12 protein-coding genes are annotated in these 16713 nt (G+C 49.8%); all 12 read right to left on the reverse strand.

The features are described from left to right. The coding region (locus QMZ29_RS13260) for an ABC transporter ATP-binding protein (RefSeq protein WP_283225778.1) at nucleotides 1-1075 on the reverse strand (1075 nt) is incomplete at its 3' end. Beyond that, nucleotides 1065-1898, reverse strand: coding sequence for an ABC transporter permease (locus tag QMZ29_RS13265; protein WP_049205867.1), 834 nt, complete (start codon nucleotides 1896-1898; stop codon nucleotides 1065-1067). The genes QMZ29_RS13265 and QMZ29_RS13260, both read right to left, overlap by 11 nt. A gap of 121 nt (nucleotides 1899-2019) precedes the next feature. Then, nucleotides 2020-2862: a glycosyltransferase gene (locus QMZ29_RS13270; protein WP_072269816.1), complete on the reverse strand. Its 843-nt coding sequence runs from the start codon at nucleotides 2860-2862 to the stop codon at nucleotides 2020-2022. A gap of 166 nt (nucleotides 2863-3028) precedes the next feature. Beyond that, the gene (gene rfbD / locus QMZ29_RS13275) at nucleotides 3029-3889 is read right to left on the reverse strand and encodes a dTDP-4-dehydrorhamnose reductase (protein WP_049205861.1); all 861 of its coding nucleotides are present in this window, start codon (nucleotides 3887-3889) and stop codon (nucleotides 3029-3031) included. Continuing rightward, nucleotides 3889-4422 (reverse strand): dTDP-4-dehydrorhamnose 3,5-epimerase, encoded by a 534-nt coding sequence (gene rfbC, locus QMZ29_RS13280; protein WP_049205859.1) that lies wholly within the window; start codon nucleotides 4420-4422, stop codon nucleotides 3889-3891. The genes rfbD and rfbC overlap by 1 nt, the downstream gene beginning before the upstream one ends. Nucleotides 4423-4793: 371 nt before the next feature. After that, nucleotides 4794-5813 carry a UDP-glucose 4-epimerase GalE gene (galE, locus tag QMZ29_RS13285; RefSeq protein WP_049205858.1) on the reverse strand — a complete coding sequence of 340 codons (1020 nt, stop codon included), beginning with the start codon at nucleotides 5811-5813 and terminating at the stop codon, nucleotides 4794-4796. A 371-nt stretch (nucleotides 5814-6184) separates the two neighbouring features. After that, nucleotides 6185-7558, reverse strand: coding sequence for a phosphomannomutase CpsG (cpsG, locus tag QMZ29_RS13290; protein ID WP_043142826.1), 1374 nt, complete (start codon nucleotides 7556-7558; stop codon nucleotides 6185-6187). A gap of 12 nt (nucleotides 7559-7570) precedes the next feature. Next, nucleotides 7571-8995 (reverse strand): mannose-1-phosphate guanylyltransferase/mannose-6-phosphate isomerase, encoded by a 1425-nt coding sequence (locus QMZ29_RS13295; protein ID WP_147823012.1) that lies wholly within the window; start codon nucleotides 8993-8995, stop codon nucleotides 7571-7573. A 274-nt stretch (nucleotides 8996-9269) separates the two neighbouring features. Further along, nucleotides 9270-10646 (reverse strand): TolC family outer membrane protein, encoded by a 1377-nt coding sequence (locus QMZ29_RS13300; RefSeq protein WP_141997653.1) that lies wholly within the window; start codon nucleotides 10644-10646, stop codon nucleotides 9270-9272. Nucleotides 10647-10648: 2 nt separating this feature from the next. Next, nucleotides 10649-11980, reverse strand: coding sequence for an HlyD family type I secretion periplasmic adaptor subunit (locus tag QMZ29_RS13305; protein WP_025302176.1), 1332 nt, complete (start codon nucleotides 11978-11980; stop codon nucleotides 10649-10651). Nucleotides 11981-12032: 52 nt separating this feature from the next. Beyond that, nucleotides 12033-13805, reverse strand: a complete 1773-nt coding sequence (locus tag QMZ29_RS13310) for a type I secretion system permease/ATPase (protein ID WP_025302175.1) — start codon at nucleotides 13803-13805, stop codon at nucleotides 12033-12035. A 390-nt stretch (nucleotides 13806-14195) separates the two neighbouring features. Then, nucleotides 14196-16713: beta strand repeat-containing protein (locus QMZ29_RS13315; RefSeq protein ID WP_283225779.1), on the reverse strand; the 2518-nt coding region annotated here is incomplete at its 5' end.

Below are 16713 nucleotides of genomic sequence, written 5' to 3' on the forward strand. Positions count from 1 at the left end.
CCCCCCAAATATCTCCCCCCTGCGCTTTAGAGATGGAGATTCCCAAGGCAACATCTCGAATCTCTTCTGAAGCAAGGATAGTAAAATCCAAGGTCAGTTCATCACCAGAACGTACCAAAGGCTTATCGGAGAGTGAAGTGCCATCCGATTTTATCACTTCGAGATTTTGAATAATCGCTCGAGCACTGCCAAAGCGCTTTTCTCCCACTTCGGTATTCAACTGCCCCTGTTGCAAACCCTGCAAGTCAGATTGATTCATCACAACAGACGAGGAGATCTTGCCCGTATTCTCTCGTTTCACTGCTTGCGACAACAGCATTCCTTTCTCATAAGCCAGAACAGCAGCCAGTACGTCATAGGTGTCGCCCACTAACTCCCCATTGTTCATAACCAAACAACGGTCAGCGTATTCCAGAATACTACCGGTAGAGTGGGTCACCATGATAATAGTGACCCCCTTAGCACGAAGAGCCTCCATGCGTTTATAGCATTTATATTGAAAACCGATATCGCCTACGGCTAACGCCTCGTCCACGATAAGGATTTCAGGTTCGACACAGGCTTGGACAGCAAAAGCCAGACGAATATACATCCCGCTTGAGTATGTTTTAACGGGTTGATCGATAAACTCGCCAATATCTGCGAAGTCAGTAATCTCCTGAAAACGCTCATCGATCTGTTCACGGGAAAAACCTAGAACAGAGCCATTAAGATAGACATTATCACGCCCCGTGAACTCAGGATTGAACCCTGCGCCTAACTCAAGTAGGGCCGCAATACGGCCATTGACTTGTATTTCTCCCTGAGTTGGAGTCAGCGTACCGCATATCATCTGTAATAACGTTGACTTACCTGCACCATTTCGTCCGATAATACCTACGGTCTCACCTTTCTTAATAGAGAATGAGACATCGCGAAGTGCCCAAAACTCGCGGAAATAGCGGCGAGACTCACGTCGTACTACACGTTGTAACCTCGGAGCAAAAAACTGTTTTAAACGATCTCGTGGACGATCATAAATTTGATAACATTTGCTCAATGCAGTCACTTGGATCGCGATTTCATTAGAGGACATCAGCAAACCCCTTTCTGGTTTTCTGGAAGAATACAAAACCGAACCATGCAACTAATGATGCCGCCAGGGTGTAAACAGCTAAACCTTGCCATTCAGGCAAACGCCCCCAAATTAAGACATTCCGTGATTGCTCAATAATAAATGTTAGGGGATTAAGCATTATCCAAATGCGATATTTTTCCGGTAACGACGTGATAGGGAAAAATACTGGTGACAAAAACATCATAACCGTTGTGATAATGACAGTCGTCTGACCAACATCGCGTATAAAAACACCCAGGGATGCCAATATCCATGCCAATCCAAGGCAAAAAACGACCAGCGGCAAGAAAACTAACGGTATAAAAACGACGGTCCAGTGCAGAAAACCGTTGAATAAAAAGAATGCACATAGCAGTACAACCAAGCTGATCAGGGTATGGAACAACGCAGCGCATAACCCAATCACTGGCAACGTTTCCAAAGGGAAAACCACTTTCTTCACATAGTTGGTATTCCCTAGGATAATTTGCGGTGCCCGATTAACCACCTCGGCAAAAAAACCATGCACAATCATGCCAACAAAGAGGATTACAGCAAACTGCGTACGGCTTTCATCGCCACCGACGGACCAACGTGCTTTAAAAACAACCGAAAAAACAAATGTATAGACCGTCAACATAAACAAAGGATTGAGGAACGACCATGCCAGTCCCATAGTGGAACCCTTGTATCGCCCAACAACCTCACGTTTTGTCATTTGCAAGATCAGCGATTTGAACCCCCAAATGTTACGGATCAGAGCTAGGGGTGACAGAGGTTGCGATTTATGAGGATTACTCATTACCCCACCCCGCTGCCATACCAACATTTTGCGCTTCGAAATTGCATCCAGTCATAACAAACATAATCAATACCTTAGATGTAATTGAACTCATAAAACATAGACATCATCTTCAATCATGTTACCGCTTGATTTCAGGAGAAGTCATGGGAATAGTCTTCAAACAGGTAGTATTCACCTTGGATCTCTGTGGATCGTGCCACCATCCCCATTTATTGAAATATAAGACAACTGATTTCATGTGATAAATGAATAAATTAAGGTTTTTATAAGAACCTTTACCAAAAACATGGATGATAGTAGCACCAGGGAAGTAGACAATATCGCTCATTGACAAAGCCCGGCGGCACAAATCCACATCTTCTAAATACATAAAATACCGTTCATCAAATCCTCCCAAGTTCGCTAACAACGTGGATTCAACCAGCATAAAACAACCAGAAACTGAAGGAACTGCGAAGGATTTAGTGTAATCAGCACGCTGGATTTCATAAGTGGCATCCAGCTTAGCTCCCCATTTAGGGAAAAAGCGCCGAAGAAACAAATTGGCAGGTGTAGGCAGTAAGCGGCAACTGTATTGGAATCGCCCATCGCTATATTGAATGCGAGGAGAAACAAAGCGGTGTTTTTGGTTCCGCGCAAAATTGTAGAGACTCTCGAGCGCCCCCGAGGTAAAACTGATATCTGGGTTACAAATCAAAAAATATTCACATTCATTCAGATAACGCTTCATTGCCAGATTATGGCCGTAGCCAAAACCGTTATTGGCTTCCGCACAAATATAACTAATGCGATGATTATCTAGTTTTGCAGCCCATTCAGAACCACCGTTATCAACCAAAACTATTTTTTGAACACATTTTTCGCTAAGCAAAGAAAGTAACGTGTCTTCTAGTTGGGCATAGCTATGGTTATACAATACGATTGAAGCAACAATTTGGTATTGTTTTTGTTTTGAAAACATGCCGTATGAAGTTCCTAACCAATAATCATTTAAAAACAATCAGTTACAAGAGTGTGATGGCTGATGTATTATCACTCGTCTATTGGAACGCAAACCGTCACCAATAAACAAAAACATCAAAGGGGATAAAATTATCCCCTTTTATTCCATGCAAACCAAGATCCACCTACTGCAACAGTTTGCGAATCACAGCATGTAACTGCTGGCGCCAAGCGCTAGGTTTAAGATTCAACGCGCAGATCTTATCAGTGTTAAGAACAGAGTATACAGGCCGGGACGCAGGTGTAGGATACTCTTGCGTAGTAATCGGATTCACGATGACCTGATGTGGGTATAGCCCACTTTCAGTAGCCTGTTGGAAAATTATCTGCGCAAACTCATACCAAGAAACCATTGAATCACCACAAAAGTGATAGACACCGTATTCACCTGGTTCTTGCAGCATGGAGATTATGGCATCAGCGATATCACCGGCATAAGTCGGGCAGCCTTGCTGATCGCTTACCACGCCAAGTTCACCCCTTTGTGACCCGACGCGCAACATCGTTTTAACAAAATTATTGCCGTACTCGCTAAACACCCAAGCCGTTCTTATTACAATAGTTTTTGGATTAGCCTTCAGCGCAGCAATCTCACCTTCAAGCTTGGTTTTACCATAAATGTTTTGTGGCGAGCAGGGAGCATCTTCGCAGTAGGGTTCTTCCGAACGGCCATCAAAAACATAGTCGGTTGATACGTGTACAAAAGGAATATTTCGTGCAGCAGCAGCTGCTGCCAGGTAGCCAGGCCCGTAGGTATTGATTGCTTTAGCTACATCTGGTTCAGATTCAGCCTTATCAACAGCAGTATAAGCGGCGGCGTTTACGATAACATCGGGCTCAAATTCCGTCACCGCTTGCTCAATCGCATCAGAATCACAGATGTCAAGTTGCTTGCTGTCCAGTGCTAGCAGGCTCCAATCGGTAGGAAACCTATCGCTGAAACAGCGTCCCAGTTGCCCCATAGAACCTGTCAAAAGTACACGCATTAAAAAAGCTCTCTAAGTAATTTACCTTGTAGATCCTTTGGCGATAGCAATGGCTGATCGACTGGCCAATCAATGCCAATTTCAGGATCATTCCAAAGCAAGCATGCTTCGCTAGCAGGATCATAGTACTCTGTGCACTTGTATTCGAAATCAGCAATGTCTGAAATCACTAAGAAACCATGTGCGAGACCTGGCGGAACCCAAAGTTGGTGGTGGTTATCTTCCGACAAGTGAACACCAACCCATTTTTTGTACGTCGGCGAATCGACCCTGATATCCACTACAACATCATAGACCTCTCCACGTACAACTCGGACTAGCTTGCCTTGGGGTTTGATTCGCTGGAAATGCAAACCACGCAATACTCCTTTAGAAGAACGCGAATGGTTGTCCTGAACAAAATCCACATCAATATCTAACATTTCTTGATAGCGGTTTTTTTGAAACGTTTCGACGAAAAAACCACGATGATCACCGAACACTTTCGGCTCAATCAACTTCACACCTGCGACTGGTGTCTCAATCACTTTCATTAGGTAACCTGCTAACTAATACGCTCACCTCAGAGGCCCAAAGGATGGCCGCCTGAACATGCATCCCCAGCAGTCTATCACTACCCACTCGCCCAGTTTTCGAACAGAAACTAAACGAGAATAAATTTTGGATAGCTCAATGAACGCACCGTAGACGAAGGTATCGGAGATTAGCACAATTAATCAAAATATCCGACACTCATCCACAAAAAATAGTCAAAAATTATGTGGCTCATTGAAGGATGAATCATGATATCTCATTGTTATTAAACATATTTTAATTGCAACCAACATAGAAATGGTCAATCGAGCCCTCGTTGGTTACAATTAATTTACATTATGCCATATTTTGTCATTAACGAACTTCGCTATCAACCGGGACGATAACCCCGAGGATTGTTCTTCTGCCAATTCCACGCATCACGCATCATGGCATCCAAATCACGGGTAGCCTTCCATCCCAATTCTTTGAACGCCAATTCTGGAGCGGACCAGCATTCTGCAATGTCGCCCTCTCGACGTGGTACAATTTGGTAAGCTACATTGCGACCTGAAGCCTTTTCAAAAGCATGGAGCATCTCCAACACAGAATACCCTACCCCAGTCCCCAGATTATAGACCGTAAAACCTTGGTGTTCATCGATGTGTTCAATCGCCTTGAGATGACCTTCAGCCAAATCCATGACATGAATGTAATCTCTGACACCCGTGCCATCCTGTGTCGGATAGTCGTCACCAAAAATTGACAGTTTCTCCAGTTTTCCGATTGCCACCTGAGCAATATAAGGCATCAGATTGTTAGGAATACCATTTGGATCTTCACCGATCATGCCAGATTCGTGCGCACCGACCGGGTTGAAGTAACGTAAGGCGGTAATGGAGAATTGCGGTTCTGCTTTAGCGAAATCTTGCAGAATTTGTTCTACCATCAACTTCGACGTGCCGTAAGGATTCGTCGTACCGCCAACCCGTGACGTCTCAGTCAAAGGAACTTGCTCTGGAGTACCGTACACCGTGGCAGAAGAACTGAAGATAAACTTATGCACACCCGCACGACGCATTTCCTCCAACAATACCAACGTGCCAGTGACATTGTTCTGATAATACTCTAGCGGCTTGCGCGTCGACTCTCCGACAGCCTTTAGCCCAGCAAAATGGATCACGGCCGAAATGGCGTGAGCCTCGAAGATACGGTGCAGACACTCAGCATCCAAGATATCGCCTTGGTAGAATTGAGCACTTCTGCCCGCGAGTTTCTCAACGCGACGCAGAGACTCATCGGAAGAGTTCGATAAATTATCTAACACTACGACATCTTCGCCATGTTCCAACAAAGCCAGAACAGTGTGAGAACCGATATAACCGGCCCCACCGGTGACTAAAACCGCCATAAAAACTCCTTACTCGCGCCCCTGGCGCTCAAGATGAACTGTCTTCTTTAAGCAATCAATTGATTTTAAACGAAGCTTGGACTCACGCACGCCTTTTCGATCATAATTGACCATCCATATGTCCCCAGAGTTCCCTTGGTACACTCGTTTTTGGCCAGCAAGTAAACAATCGGCCTGCCAGGAGGCTTTGACCTGGCTCCCTACAAAGAGGCTAAAATATTTAGCCGCGTTCTTGGTTATATCAAGAGAAAACCTCACTGCCTTTCTGAAGCATCCCAAGTGTGTGTGAGACAGAACATGGGGAGTTTAAGCCTTACAAAAAAAAAGAGCTGTTCAAGACAGCTCTACAGTGTGTTCCTTACGCGTCGCACTCAGTTTGACAACAGCGCCAAAATCTCGTCGGTTTTCTCTTGCATCAGCGCAACATCGGCACGAGATTCGACGTTAAGACGCACAACCGGTTCCGTATTGGAGGAACGCAGATTGAAACGCCAGCCTGCGAACGCCATGCTGATGCCATCGGTGTAGTCCACCTCATCGGCATGCGGTAAATAGTGTTGTTTAACGCTTTCGATTGACACGACAGGCTGAGCCAGCTTGATATTGATCTCACCGGAAGACGGGTAGGCGGCAATGCGATCCTGTACCAGTTGCCCCAGAGTTTGTCCCTTCACACTGACCAGCTCAGCGACCAGCAGCCATGGGATCATGCCACTGTCACAATAAGCAAAATCACGGAAATAGTGGTGAGCACTCATCTCGCCGCCATAAATGGCGTCTTCCGCACGCATGCGTTCTTTAATGAAAGCATGACCGGTTTTCGACATCACGGGTACGCCCCCAGCACCGGTGACCACATCGACGGTGTTCCAACTCAGGCGTGGATCGTGGATTATCTTCGCGCCCGGCTGTTTCTGCAAGAAGGCCTCCGCCAGCAAGCCGACGATATAATAGCCCTCAATGAAATCGCCTTTTTCATCGAACAGGAAGCAGCGATCAAAATCGCCGTCGAACGCAATGCCCATATCAGCGCCATGCTCTCGCACCGCATCGGCGGTATCCGCACGACACTCAGGCAGCAGTGGATTTGGAATGCCGTTGGGGAAAGAGCCGTCCGGCTGGTGATGCACCTTGATAAACTCCAGCGGCACACCCCGCGCCTTCAGTTGCGCTTCAATAGCATCGATCACATGCCCCGCAGCACCGTTGCCCGAGTTGATCACTAGCTTCAACGGTTTGAAATTTTTCACGTCTACATAGGACAGAATGTGTTCTACATAAGCCCCTAATACGTCCTGGCGTACGTAGCTGCCGCGCGTTGCTGTCGCTGCTAGCGCCTGAAACTGGTTTTTCTCCGCCAGCTCTTGGATCGCCCGTAACCCGGTATCGCCGCTAATCGGGCGAGAGCCCTCACGCACTAACTTCATGCCGTTGTAATCAATAGGGTTATGGCTGGCGGTGACTTCTACGCCACCATCAGTTTTTAAATAGGTTGTGGCGAAATAGATTTCTTCGGTACCGGTTAAACCGATGTCTATCACATCAGTACCCGCATCCTGTAAACCCTTCGCCAGCGCCAACTTCAGGCTTTCACTGGTTAACCGCACATCGCTGCCCAACACGATATTTTTGGGCTTTAAAAACTCGCCATAGGCGCGTCCAATACGATACGCGATGTCCTCATTCAGCTCTTCGCCCAGCTTTCCCCGAATGTCATAAGCTTTAAAACACGTCAATTTTTGCATTACCAAACCCTATTAAACTCTGCCATAGCGATCTTGCAAACGCTCAATATCATCTTCTTCCAGATAGTGCCCCGACCTGACCTCGATCATTTCCAAATCGATTTTTCCCGGGTTTTCTAGCGTATGGACACTGCCCGCAGGAATGAAGGTAGACTGATTTTCCGACAAGAAGAACTCTTGGTCATCAACGTTAACTCTTGCTGTCCCACTCACGACGACCCAATGTTCAGCACGGTGGAGATGGCGTTGTACTGACAAGCCTTCACCTGGCCGGACAATGATTCTCTTCACCTGGAAGTGCGTGCCGCTGTCGATGTCGCAAATCTTGCCCCAGGGACGATATGCGGTGGAATGCTGGCGAAAATGATGAAGATTGCGCTTTTTAAGCTCATCAACCACTTTCTTCACATCCTGCACTTTGTCCTTGTGAGCGATCAGCAAGGCATCATTGGTGTTGACCACGATCAGGTTTTCCAACCCAATGGTCGCCACCAACGCGGATTCAGAGGAAATGTAGTTGTCATTGGAATCGATCGAGATAATGTCGCCCACATTGACATTGCCCAAATGATCTTTCTTAGAAACGTCCCACAGCGAGGACCAAGAACCAACGTCACTCCAGCCAGCATCAATGGGAATCACTACAGCATCACGCGTTTTTTCCATCACCGCATAGTCGATGGAGTCGCTCGGACAGTGTTTGAAGATCGCTTGTTCAACCCGAATAAAGTTCATGTCGCGTTGGCTTTTAACCACAGACTGCTGGGTTGTGTTAAAGATGTCTGGGCTAAACTGCTGCAACTCTTGCAAAAACTTGGCGGTTTTGAACATGAACATACCGCTGTTCCAGCTATATTCACCGCTGGCGAGGTATTCTATCGCTTTCTCCAAACGTGGTTTTTCCACGAATGAATCAACCTTAAAGCAATCATGAGACAAGTGACTGCCGCGTTTGATGTAACCGTACCCGGTTTCCGGATGCTCCGGAATAATGCCAAACGTGACCAGTTGGTTGTTGACCGCAAAAGAGATTGCCGTCTGAATCGCCGCGTGGAAATTATCTACTTTCGTGATCAGATGGTCTGCAGCCAGCACCAAGAGCATGCTGTCTTCGTCTTCTTCCGCTGCAAGATGAGCGGCTAACGCCACTGCCGGCGCGGTATTGCGCCCTACGGGCTCTAAAATAATGTTGGTCGCTAATTGCCCAATTCCGCGCAATTGCTCGGCAACCAAAAAACGGTGTTCCTCGTTGCAGATGACCAGAGGAGCAGCAACTTCGATACCGGTCAGACCCGACAAACGCTGTAACGTTTGTTGCAGCAGGCTCACCCCGCTGTCATCAATAGATAAAAACTGTTTAGGAAACGATTCTCGCGACATCGGCCACAGACGACTCCCAGTACCGCCGGCCATAACCACAGGAATTAGTTTGGACATTATCTACCCTTTACTCAGCCATCGTTCTTACAAGGACGACGCCGCACGTCAGCAGCATCATTCTAAAATTCGTTCGATCATTAACCAATAGTTACACTTTGCGAAAAGCATGTATCCCTCTAACCTACCGTTCCTTAACAGAAAATTATGTATAGAAATAAACCAGGCAAGTATAAATACAGAAGGAACCACCAGCCGATAACATAACGTATTAACGCAAAAAAGAGCAGCATCGTGCTGCTCTTTCAGATTAATGCTCATAGTGAATATATTGCTAACGACTGCGGGCAAAATACTGCGCTACCCGCATAACATCTTTTTCGTCCAACGTCCCGGAGTCGCTCAGCAAGGTAATCCAGGACTTGATGTAGGCGTACTTGGCGGAGGCCAGATCGCGCTGAGCGCTATAGAGCTGCTGTTCGGCGTTGAGCACGTCAACGTTGACACGTTGCCCGGCCAGCACGCTTTGCCGGGTCGCCGTCACCTGTGTGGTGGCAGACTGTACCGCCAGCTCATAGGCCGCCACCTTGGCGCGGCTGCTGATGCACAGATTGTACTGCTTGCGCAGATCGTTGAGCGTGGTGCCCGTCTGCGCATCCATTTCATACATCGCCTGGCCATAGCGCGCCGCCGCCTGCCGGGTCGACGCCGAAACGCCGCCGCCGGAATAAATAGGCATACTGACCTGCACGCCGATACTGTCGGTACGGTATTTCTGGTTAACCGTGTTATCGCTGCTGGAATCGTTTTCCGAATGCGAAGCATACAGCTGAACCTGCGGCATAAAGCCCGCCCGATTCCTTTCGACGTCATACTTAGCGGCATCCACGCCATGACGCGAGGCGGCTAGCACCGGGTTGTTCTCCAGCGCGATCTTTTGCCACTCTTCAAATTTGGACGGGATCAGCGGCGCCACCTTAAACTTGCCCGGTCGCAAAACCTGCAATTCATCCAGTTGGTTCAGCGGTATGCCGATAATCACTTCCAATTCGCGCTGGGCGGCATCCAGCGCATCGCGCGCTTCGATTACCTGCGCTTCGGCCAGGCTGTAGCGCGCCTGGGTTTCCGATACGTCGGTAATGGTGCCTTCACCGGCGCTCATCAGGCGATCGTTCAAGGTCAACTGTTCCTTGTAAGCCGCCTTTTGCGCTTCGGCCAACGCGATTTGATCCTTGGAATAGGCCACTTCGACATAGGCGTTAATCACCCTAACCGCAAGATCCAGCAACTTACTGCGATAGCGCTCGTCCGACATCATCGTCTGCGCTACGCCGGCTTTGTAACGCGCGTACGCTTCATAATCGAACAGCGGCTGTGTCAGCGTGATCGAACTGGAATAACTACGATATTGTTGCCGCCGGGTGACCTCCGAAACATTGCCGAAAAAGTCGCTCTGCGGGTATTTTTGCGTCTGCCAATTGCGCGGCGAATTCTGATAGTTCAACGACACTTTCGGCAGCAGCCCCGCCCTGCCGATGTTTTCGTTCTCATCTCCCGCTTCTTTCTCTTTTATAGCCGCCCGGAAGGTCGGGTCCTTTTCTAATGCCAGCGAATATGCGTCTAAAATCCCTATCGAATAAACCGGCGCAGATATCGCAAACAAAAGGGTGCCGATAACCAGACCGGCAGCCTGTCGTTTTGATTGAATCAAAATTATTCCTCGGTTAATGAAGTATGAGCGCGATCCAAAATAGGTTTAAACAGATAACTCAGCAGTGAGCGCGACCCCGTTTTCACGAACACCTCTACCGGCATCCCCGGCTTGATGTCCTCGCCACTGAGCATCTTCATGCCCTCCGGTGAGACCGTAACCTGCATCTGGTAGTAAGGCTCACCGTTGGCTTTGTCGACCAGACGGTCGGCGGAAACCAATGTGACCGTTCCTGGAATTTTCGGGGTTTTGTTTTGGTTGAAGGCGGTAAACATCAGATCCACCGGCAACCCGTTGTACACCTTATCGATCAGGTCGACTTTCAGGCGAGAATCCACCACCAGCGTCGCCTGGCTGGGTACAACGTCCATCAGGTGGTCACCCGCTCCCACGACGCCCCCCTGAGTGAAGATATTCAATCCGACCACGGTGCCGTCCACCGGTGAGGTGATGGCGGTGTTGCCCAGATCGAAATCGGCCATTTGCAGCTTATTGCGAAACTCACTGGCGTCCATTTGGGTTTGTGCCAGTTGCGTTCTGACCTCGCGTTGATAGTCGGCGAAACGTTGATCGATACGCTGCTGAGATTCTTGCAGCTGCTTTTGCAATTGGCCAATCCGCCCGACAGTTTCATCGATGCTGCTATTCACTTCGGCGAACTGACGCTGAACTTCCAGATAGCGATTGCGTGGCAGGTAGCCGTCCGCAGCCAGCTGCTTCATGCTGTTCATCTGTTCACGCAGGCTGGAAAGTTGGATCTGCTTGTTGACGCGTGAATCCTGCAGGCCTTTCAATTGGAAACGAATCCCGTCCATCGACTGCTTATAACCGTCAATTTCACTTTGCAGCCCCTGGCGGCGGGAAGCGAACAGCTGCGTTTGCAACGCGATAATTTCAGCCACACGCGGCTGATCCTTGATCTGGGTAAAAATGGGAGAAAAAGTGACGCTACTCAGACCATCGCGTTCGGCGAGTAAACGCCCTTCGGTGGCCAGCGTGGTGTAGTACTGGTCGCGCAGGGAATCGACCTGCGCCTGTGCCTGCACCTGGCTCAACTGCACCAGGACTTCACCGGCTTTCACCTTGTCGCCCTCTTTCACCGCGATATTTTTGATGATGCCGCTGGCCGGTGCCTGCACCGTTTTGCGGTTGCCGGAAACGGTTACCGATCCCGGTGATGCCACCCCTTTATCCAGGGGCGCAAACGCTGCCCAAGCCAAAAATCCGAACAGACCAATTCCCACGACCAGCCAGCCCATCCGGGTAAACCGCCGTTCATCCTGTGGGATCTCTTCAATATACGAGTCTTGCGGCTCGCCAATGTGCGTCGACATACCAACTCCTTTAAACTGCGGACGGCAATAAAGCCATCAGGCAATTCACGGCTTAATTAATTTGCGTTTTTGGGATATTGCCTTCATCTGGCTCAGAATTTACCGCCCTCACCGCTTGCTGAGGCTGTTGCGTCTGCGCTTTTTGCGCATTGGCTAACGCCTGAAGCACTTGTTGAGTCGGGCCGAACGCGTTGACGTTGCCATTCACCAAGAGCAACAGCTTGCTGGTCATCGACAGCAAATTGGTGCGATGGGTAATCAGAACCACCGTTTTATTACGTTGCTTGAGGAACATAATGGCCTGGTTCAACGCTTTCTCGCCCGCATCATCCAGATTGGAGTTAGGCTCATCCAAAACCACCAGCGAAGGGTCGCCGTACAGTGCGCGCGCCAGGCCGATACGCTGTTTCTGCCCACCGGACAGCCCAGCGCCACCGTTGCCGAGCACCGAATCGTAGCCGTTCGGGAAACGCAGGATCAGTTCGTGCACACCGGCCAACTTAGCGGCTTCAATGACCTTCTCTGAGTCGATCTCGTTAAAGCGAGCGATATTCTCGGCGATAGTCCCGGCAAACAGCTCAATGTCCTGCGGCAGATAGCCGATATACGGCCCCAACTCATCCTTGTTCCACTGATAGATGTCAGCATTATCCAACCGAACAATCCCTTCACTGACCGGCCAAATGCCGACCAGCAAACGAGCCAGCGTCGATTTCCCCGACGCGCTCGGGCCAATGATCCCCAGCACATCACCAGGCTGAATGGCAAAACTCACGTTATGCAATACCGCATCGCCTTTGGATCCCGGCGGCGTAGCGGTGACGCCTTCTACGGCAAGCACCCCTTCCGGACGCGGCAAGGACATACCGGTACCACGTTGCGGGTGCGTTTCCAGCAGCTTGACCAACCGGCCATAAGAAAGCTTCGCCGCGCTGTAGCTCTTCCAGACGTTAATAACCTGCTCAATCGGCGCCAGCGTTCGCCCCATCAGAATGGAGCCGGCAATCATCATACCGGGCGTGATGTGCCCATCGATAGCCAGCCACCCCCCCAGCCCCAACACCAGTGATTGCAGCGACATGCGCACAAACTTGGTGATCGACGTGACCCGCGATGCGCGTTCGCTGGCGATGCGTTGGCTGTTCAAGAATCGCTGGTGCAGACCGAACCACCGGCGTTTCAGGTTAGGCAACATCCCTAAAGCCTCGATCACTTCGGCATTTCGCAGATTGGTGCTGGCCAACGTACCGGACATAATCGACAGCTTGCTGGCTTCCGCCAGCGGCTTTTTCGACACCATTTCGTTGATCACCGCCAATGCGATCAACAACAGTGCACCGACCAGGGCGAACAGCCCCAACCAAGGGTTAAAGAGGAATATCACCAACAGATAGATCGGAAACCACGGTGCATCAAAGAAGGCGAACAGCGCGCTGCCGGTGAGGAATTGACGCAGATTGGTCAAGTCGCTCAGCATCTGGCCGGCGTCAGAAGAACCGTTTTTCAGATTCGCCTCGTAGGCCGCAGTGTAGACTCGCGTGTTGAGACGCATATCCAGCTGACTGCCGATACGGATCACCACCATGCTGCGCACGTATTCCAACAGCGACATCATGCCGAACATGCCCAGCATGATCAGCGTCAGCATCAACAGCGTGATTTCATTACGCGAAGGAAGCACCCGGTCGTAAACCTGGAGCATATAGATAGAAGGAACTAGCATTAATAAATTAATAAATGCGGTAAATATGCCAACGGTCCAAAAAACCTTACTGCGAGTCCGTATAACATCCGCAATTTCATTGCGCGGTATAAATTGATTCACTTTCTGCCCTTACATCATGTGCACTGTCAGTCAAAATCCGCATTGGACTCTTATAAGGAAAATCCTAAAAAGGGAAAAATAAAATAAATCCTAAAGAACCCCCACCCCAGACATGCTCGAGACTGCAGATACTTTTTCTAACTATAGGTAGAGAAAGCGGATATCAGCAAGGCCGTAAGCAAAAAAAATCGCCTCACGAACCACAGAAAAAAACAAATGAAAACAGTGAGATAAATAGTAGACAGGGCAACGCGAGTTTAGTACGAAAGGGAATAAATTAGAGATAATGACGTAGTTCACAATTTTCAAAGAATACGGGGTGTTTACACACCCCGTATTATTGATTGACTAACAGTTTCAATGGGCATTATAACCCACTGGAATTCATACTTACGCGTAGTGCAGAGTATCCACCAATTGCTGGTGGTTTTGCCCTGTCAGGTATACCACGGTATCGTTGAGGTCCAGCGTGTGGTTATCGTTGTTGTCGATAATTACATACGAGCTTGCAGTGTTACCGCCACCGCTGAATACAACGGATGCCACACCCACTTTCGCCGTCAGCGAGTTGCTGCTATCCAGACCCAAGATACCACCCAACAGGCCGATAACGCCGTTGGTCAAACCGCCCACCAGTGTCCCCAACAACGCATCCAACGTGTCGGCAGAGCGCGTACCGTAGTTCGCTACCGCAGTGCCGCTGGCGTCATCGGAAATAGTCAGGCCGCCATGGTTCACGTCGACAATCGAGTCCTTGAGGCTATTAAAGTCCTTGATGGTCACACCCGCCTGCGTGTTACTCGCCTTGATGTCATAGGTGTTGGCACCTGCGCCACCGGTCAGCGTGGTGTTGCCAATCACGCCCAGGGTATCGGCAGCACTGGAGCCTTCTACGGTCATCTGGTAACCGTTCAGGCCCAACGCCGTCAACACCGGCGCCAACAGGTTGGTGGTAATGACACTCAGCGGCAGAATGTTCAGCAATTGAACGATGATACCGTCACCGGTACCGCCATGGCTGGAGTCGAGATTCAGCCCCCCGGTGTTGGTGGACGCATTGATATCACGCACGTTGCTGAAACCGCTGCCCAACGTCAGATCCAGCGCGTGATCACCGGTCACGTTGATGGTCTGAACCTGCGCATTGGTGCCGGCCAGTGACAGAATGTTGTCAAAGCTGCCGGTACCGCCTGAGGCCACGTTCACCGTGGTCAGAGCGGTGCCCAACAAGGCGCTGCTGCTGCTGTTAAGGGTAATGGCGCCGGCATTCACATTGGAAGAACTCACCGCATCAAAGTTGATATTGAAATGATCGGTGGCGTTCTGCACGAAGGTGAAGTTCAGCGTACTGGCGGAAGTCGCGTCCCCTTTCACTTCCAACTGCGCGGCGTTGCCGCCGGCGGCGTTGATGACGTTGACGTTAGCCAGACCGGAGATCACAAAACCTTGTGAGCCCAGGTTGGTGGCCGCCGCGTTCTGCGTAACCGTGCCGCCCGTGGTGCCTTCCACCGTAGATGTGCCGTTGGTCAGGCCAAAGTCAAAGGTGTGGGTCGGCGTTGTGACGCTGGTGGTGGTCGGTGAACCGATTAGCGGCGTCGTAATCAGCGTACCGACGGACTTGCCGATATAGCCGGTCAGGTCAATTTTCTCAAAGTTCGAGAAGTTGTTGGCGTTGCTGGTCACGGTACTGGTGCGAACGCCCAGGGCGTTTTGGTTGGTTACTACAGTTTTGGTGATGAAGTTGGCGGAGATGGAGTCCGTACCCGCACCACCATCAGCCTTAACCGTGTTCGCGACAGTGTTCGCCCCACCGGAAACCCCGTTGCCCACCCAGTGCAGGCTGTCGTTGCCGGCGCCGAGGTTGAACTGTGCGGAACCGGTCGCGATGTTGGCCGTCGATGTGACAACTACGTCATCCGCACCCGAACTGGCGTTCAGGATGACGTTGCCGTTATTCACGGTGATATCTACACCTGGATTAACACCATTGTCAGACAAGTTGACCGTTGCTGCGCTGGTGCCGTTGATGGTCAGATTCGCCAGATGGTCGGCGAACTTCAGGTTCACGATGCTAGCGGCATTGGCGTTCAGTTGAACATTCGTCAGTACCGCTGTTTCGGCGTTGCTGATTTGATGCGATGTGCCGGTGTTGACGGTGCCGGTTGCGTTACCGCCGGCGGCTGTTGCCGTCAGAGACGCAGCGGTTTTGTACAGTAGGCTGGTACCGATGTCGTATTCAAAGCCATGCTGCTGGGTTACAGTCGTGGCGTCAGTGGCCGTTGAGTTGCGGAGGTCGTTTATGATGGCTTGGGTGATAACCGATTTGTCACTTCCTAAACCACTATAGAGAGCCAATTGTGCTGTGGTAGCGGCAACACCATGTACCAATGTATAGACATGCTGAATAAAAGCATCGCCTGTCAGCTGGGCACCTTTCTGCTGAAACTCACTTGAACTCAACAATTTAGCCGTCAGAGTTGTAGACGTCAGGCTTCCTGAGGAAAGAATTTTGCCCCAGGTATCCAAGGCCTGTGCATCGATTCCACGTCCTGGAACACCTAAATAAACCGCGGCGACCTGCTCTTGAATATTCAATGCAGGCAATTGCCCTGGAGTATAAACGCTAGTAATGGCGTTGAAATGAGCCTGTGCCGTAGCATCTGAAGGCGCAACACTGCCACGAAGTGCTTCGATAATATCTACAACAACACTGCCACGCGTTGCGCCACCGTCAAGTAATGCCAAATAGCTTGACGATTCAGCAGCAGTAGGAGCTCGCTCAAAACCGTACTGGAAAATGCGAGCAACAAAATCTGCATTGCTAAGCGAAGTGAGATAAACACGATCATTAACAAATGTTTGCGCCACCTTATCCAAGGTAGTCACCCCACCGTTCAATGCCCCCCCC

It is taken from the genome of Serratia sp. PF-27, assembly GCF_030053255.1.
Taxonomy (GTDB): Bacteria; Pseudomonadota; Gammaproteobacteria; order Enterobacterales; family Enterobacteriaceae; genus Serratia; species Serratia bockelmannii.

Excerpts from the sequence above, each read along its gene's own strand:
- QMZ29_RS13265 (WP_049205867.1), bottom strand. The coding sequence starts at position 1,898 with ATGAGTAATCCTCATAAATCGCAACCTCTGTCACCCCTAGCTCTGATC.
- QMZ29_RS13270 (WP_072269816.1), bottom strand. The coding sequence starts at position 2,862 with ATGTTTTCAAAACAAAAACAATACCAAATTGTTGCTTCAATCGTATTG.
- rfbD (WP_049205861.1), bottom strand. The coding sequence starts at position 3,889 with ATGCGTGTACTTTTGACAGGTTCTATGGGGCAACTGGGACGCTGTTTC.
- rfbC (WP_049205859.1), bottom strand. The coding sequence starts at position 4,422 with ATGAAAGTGATTGAGACACCAGTCGCAGGTGTGAAGTTGATTGAGCCG.
- galE (WP_049205858.1), bottom strand. The coding sequence starts at position 5,813 with ATGGCGGTTTTAGTCACCGGTGGGGCCGGTTATATCGGTTCTCACACT.
- cpsG (WP_043142826.1), bottom strand. The coding sequence starts at position 7,558 with ATGCAAAAATTGACGTGTTTTAAAGCTTATGACATTCGGGGAAAGCTG.
- QMZ29_RS13295 (WP_147823012.1), bottom strand. The coding sequence starts at position 8,995 with ATGTCCAAACTAATTCCTGTGGTTATGGCCGGCGGTACTGGGAGTCGT.
- QMZ29_RS13305 (WP_025302176.1), bottom strand. The coding sequence starts at position 11,980 with ATGTCGACGCACATTGGCGAGCCGCAAGACTCGTATATTGAAGAGATC.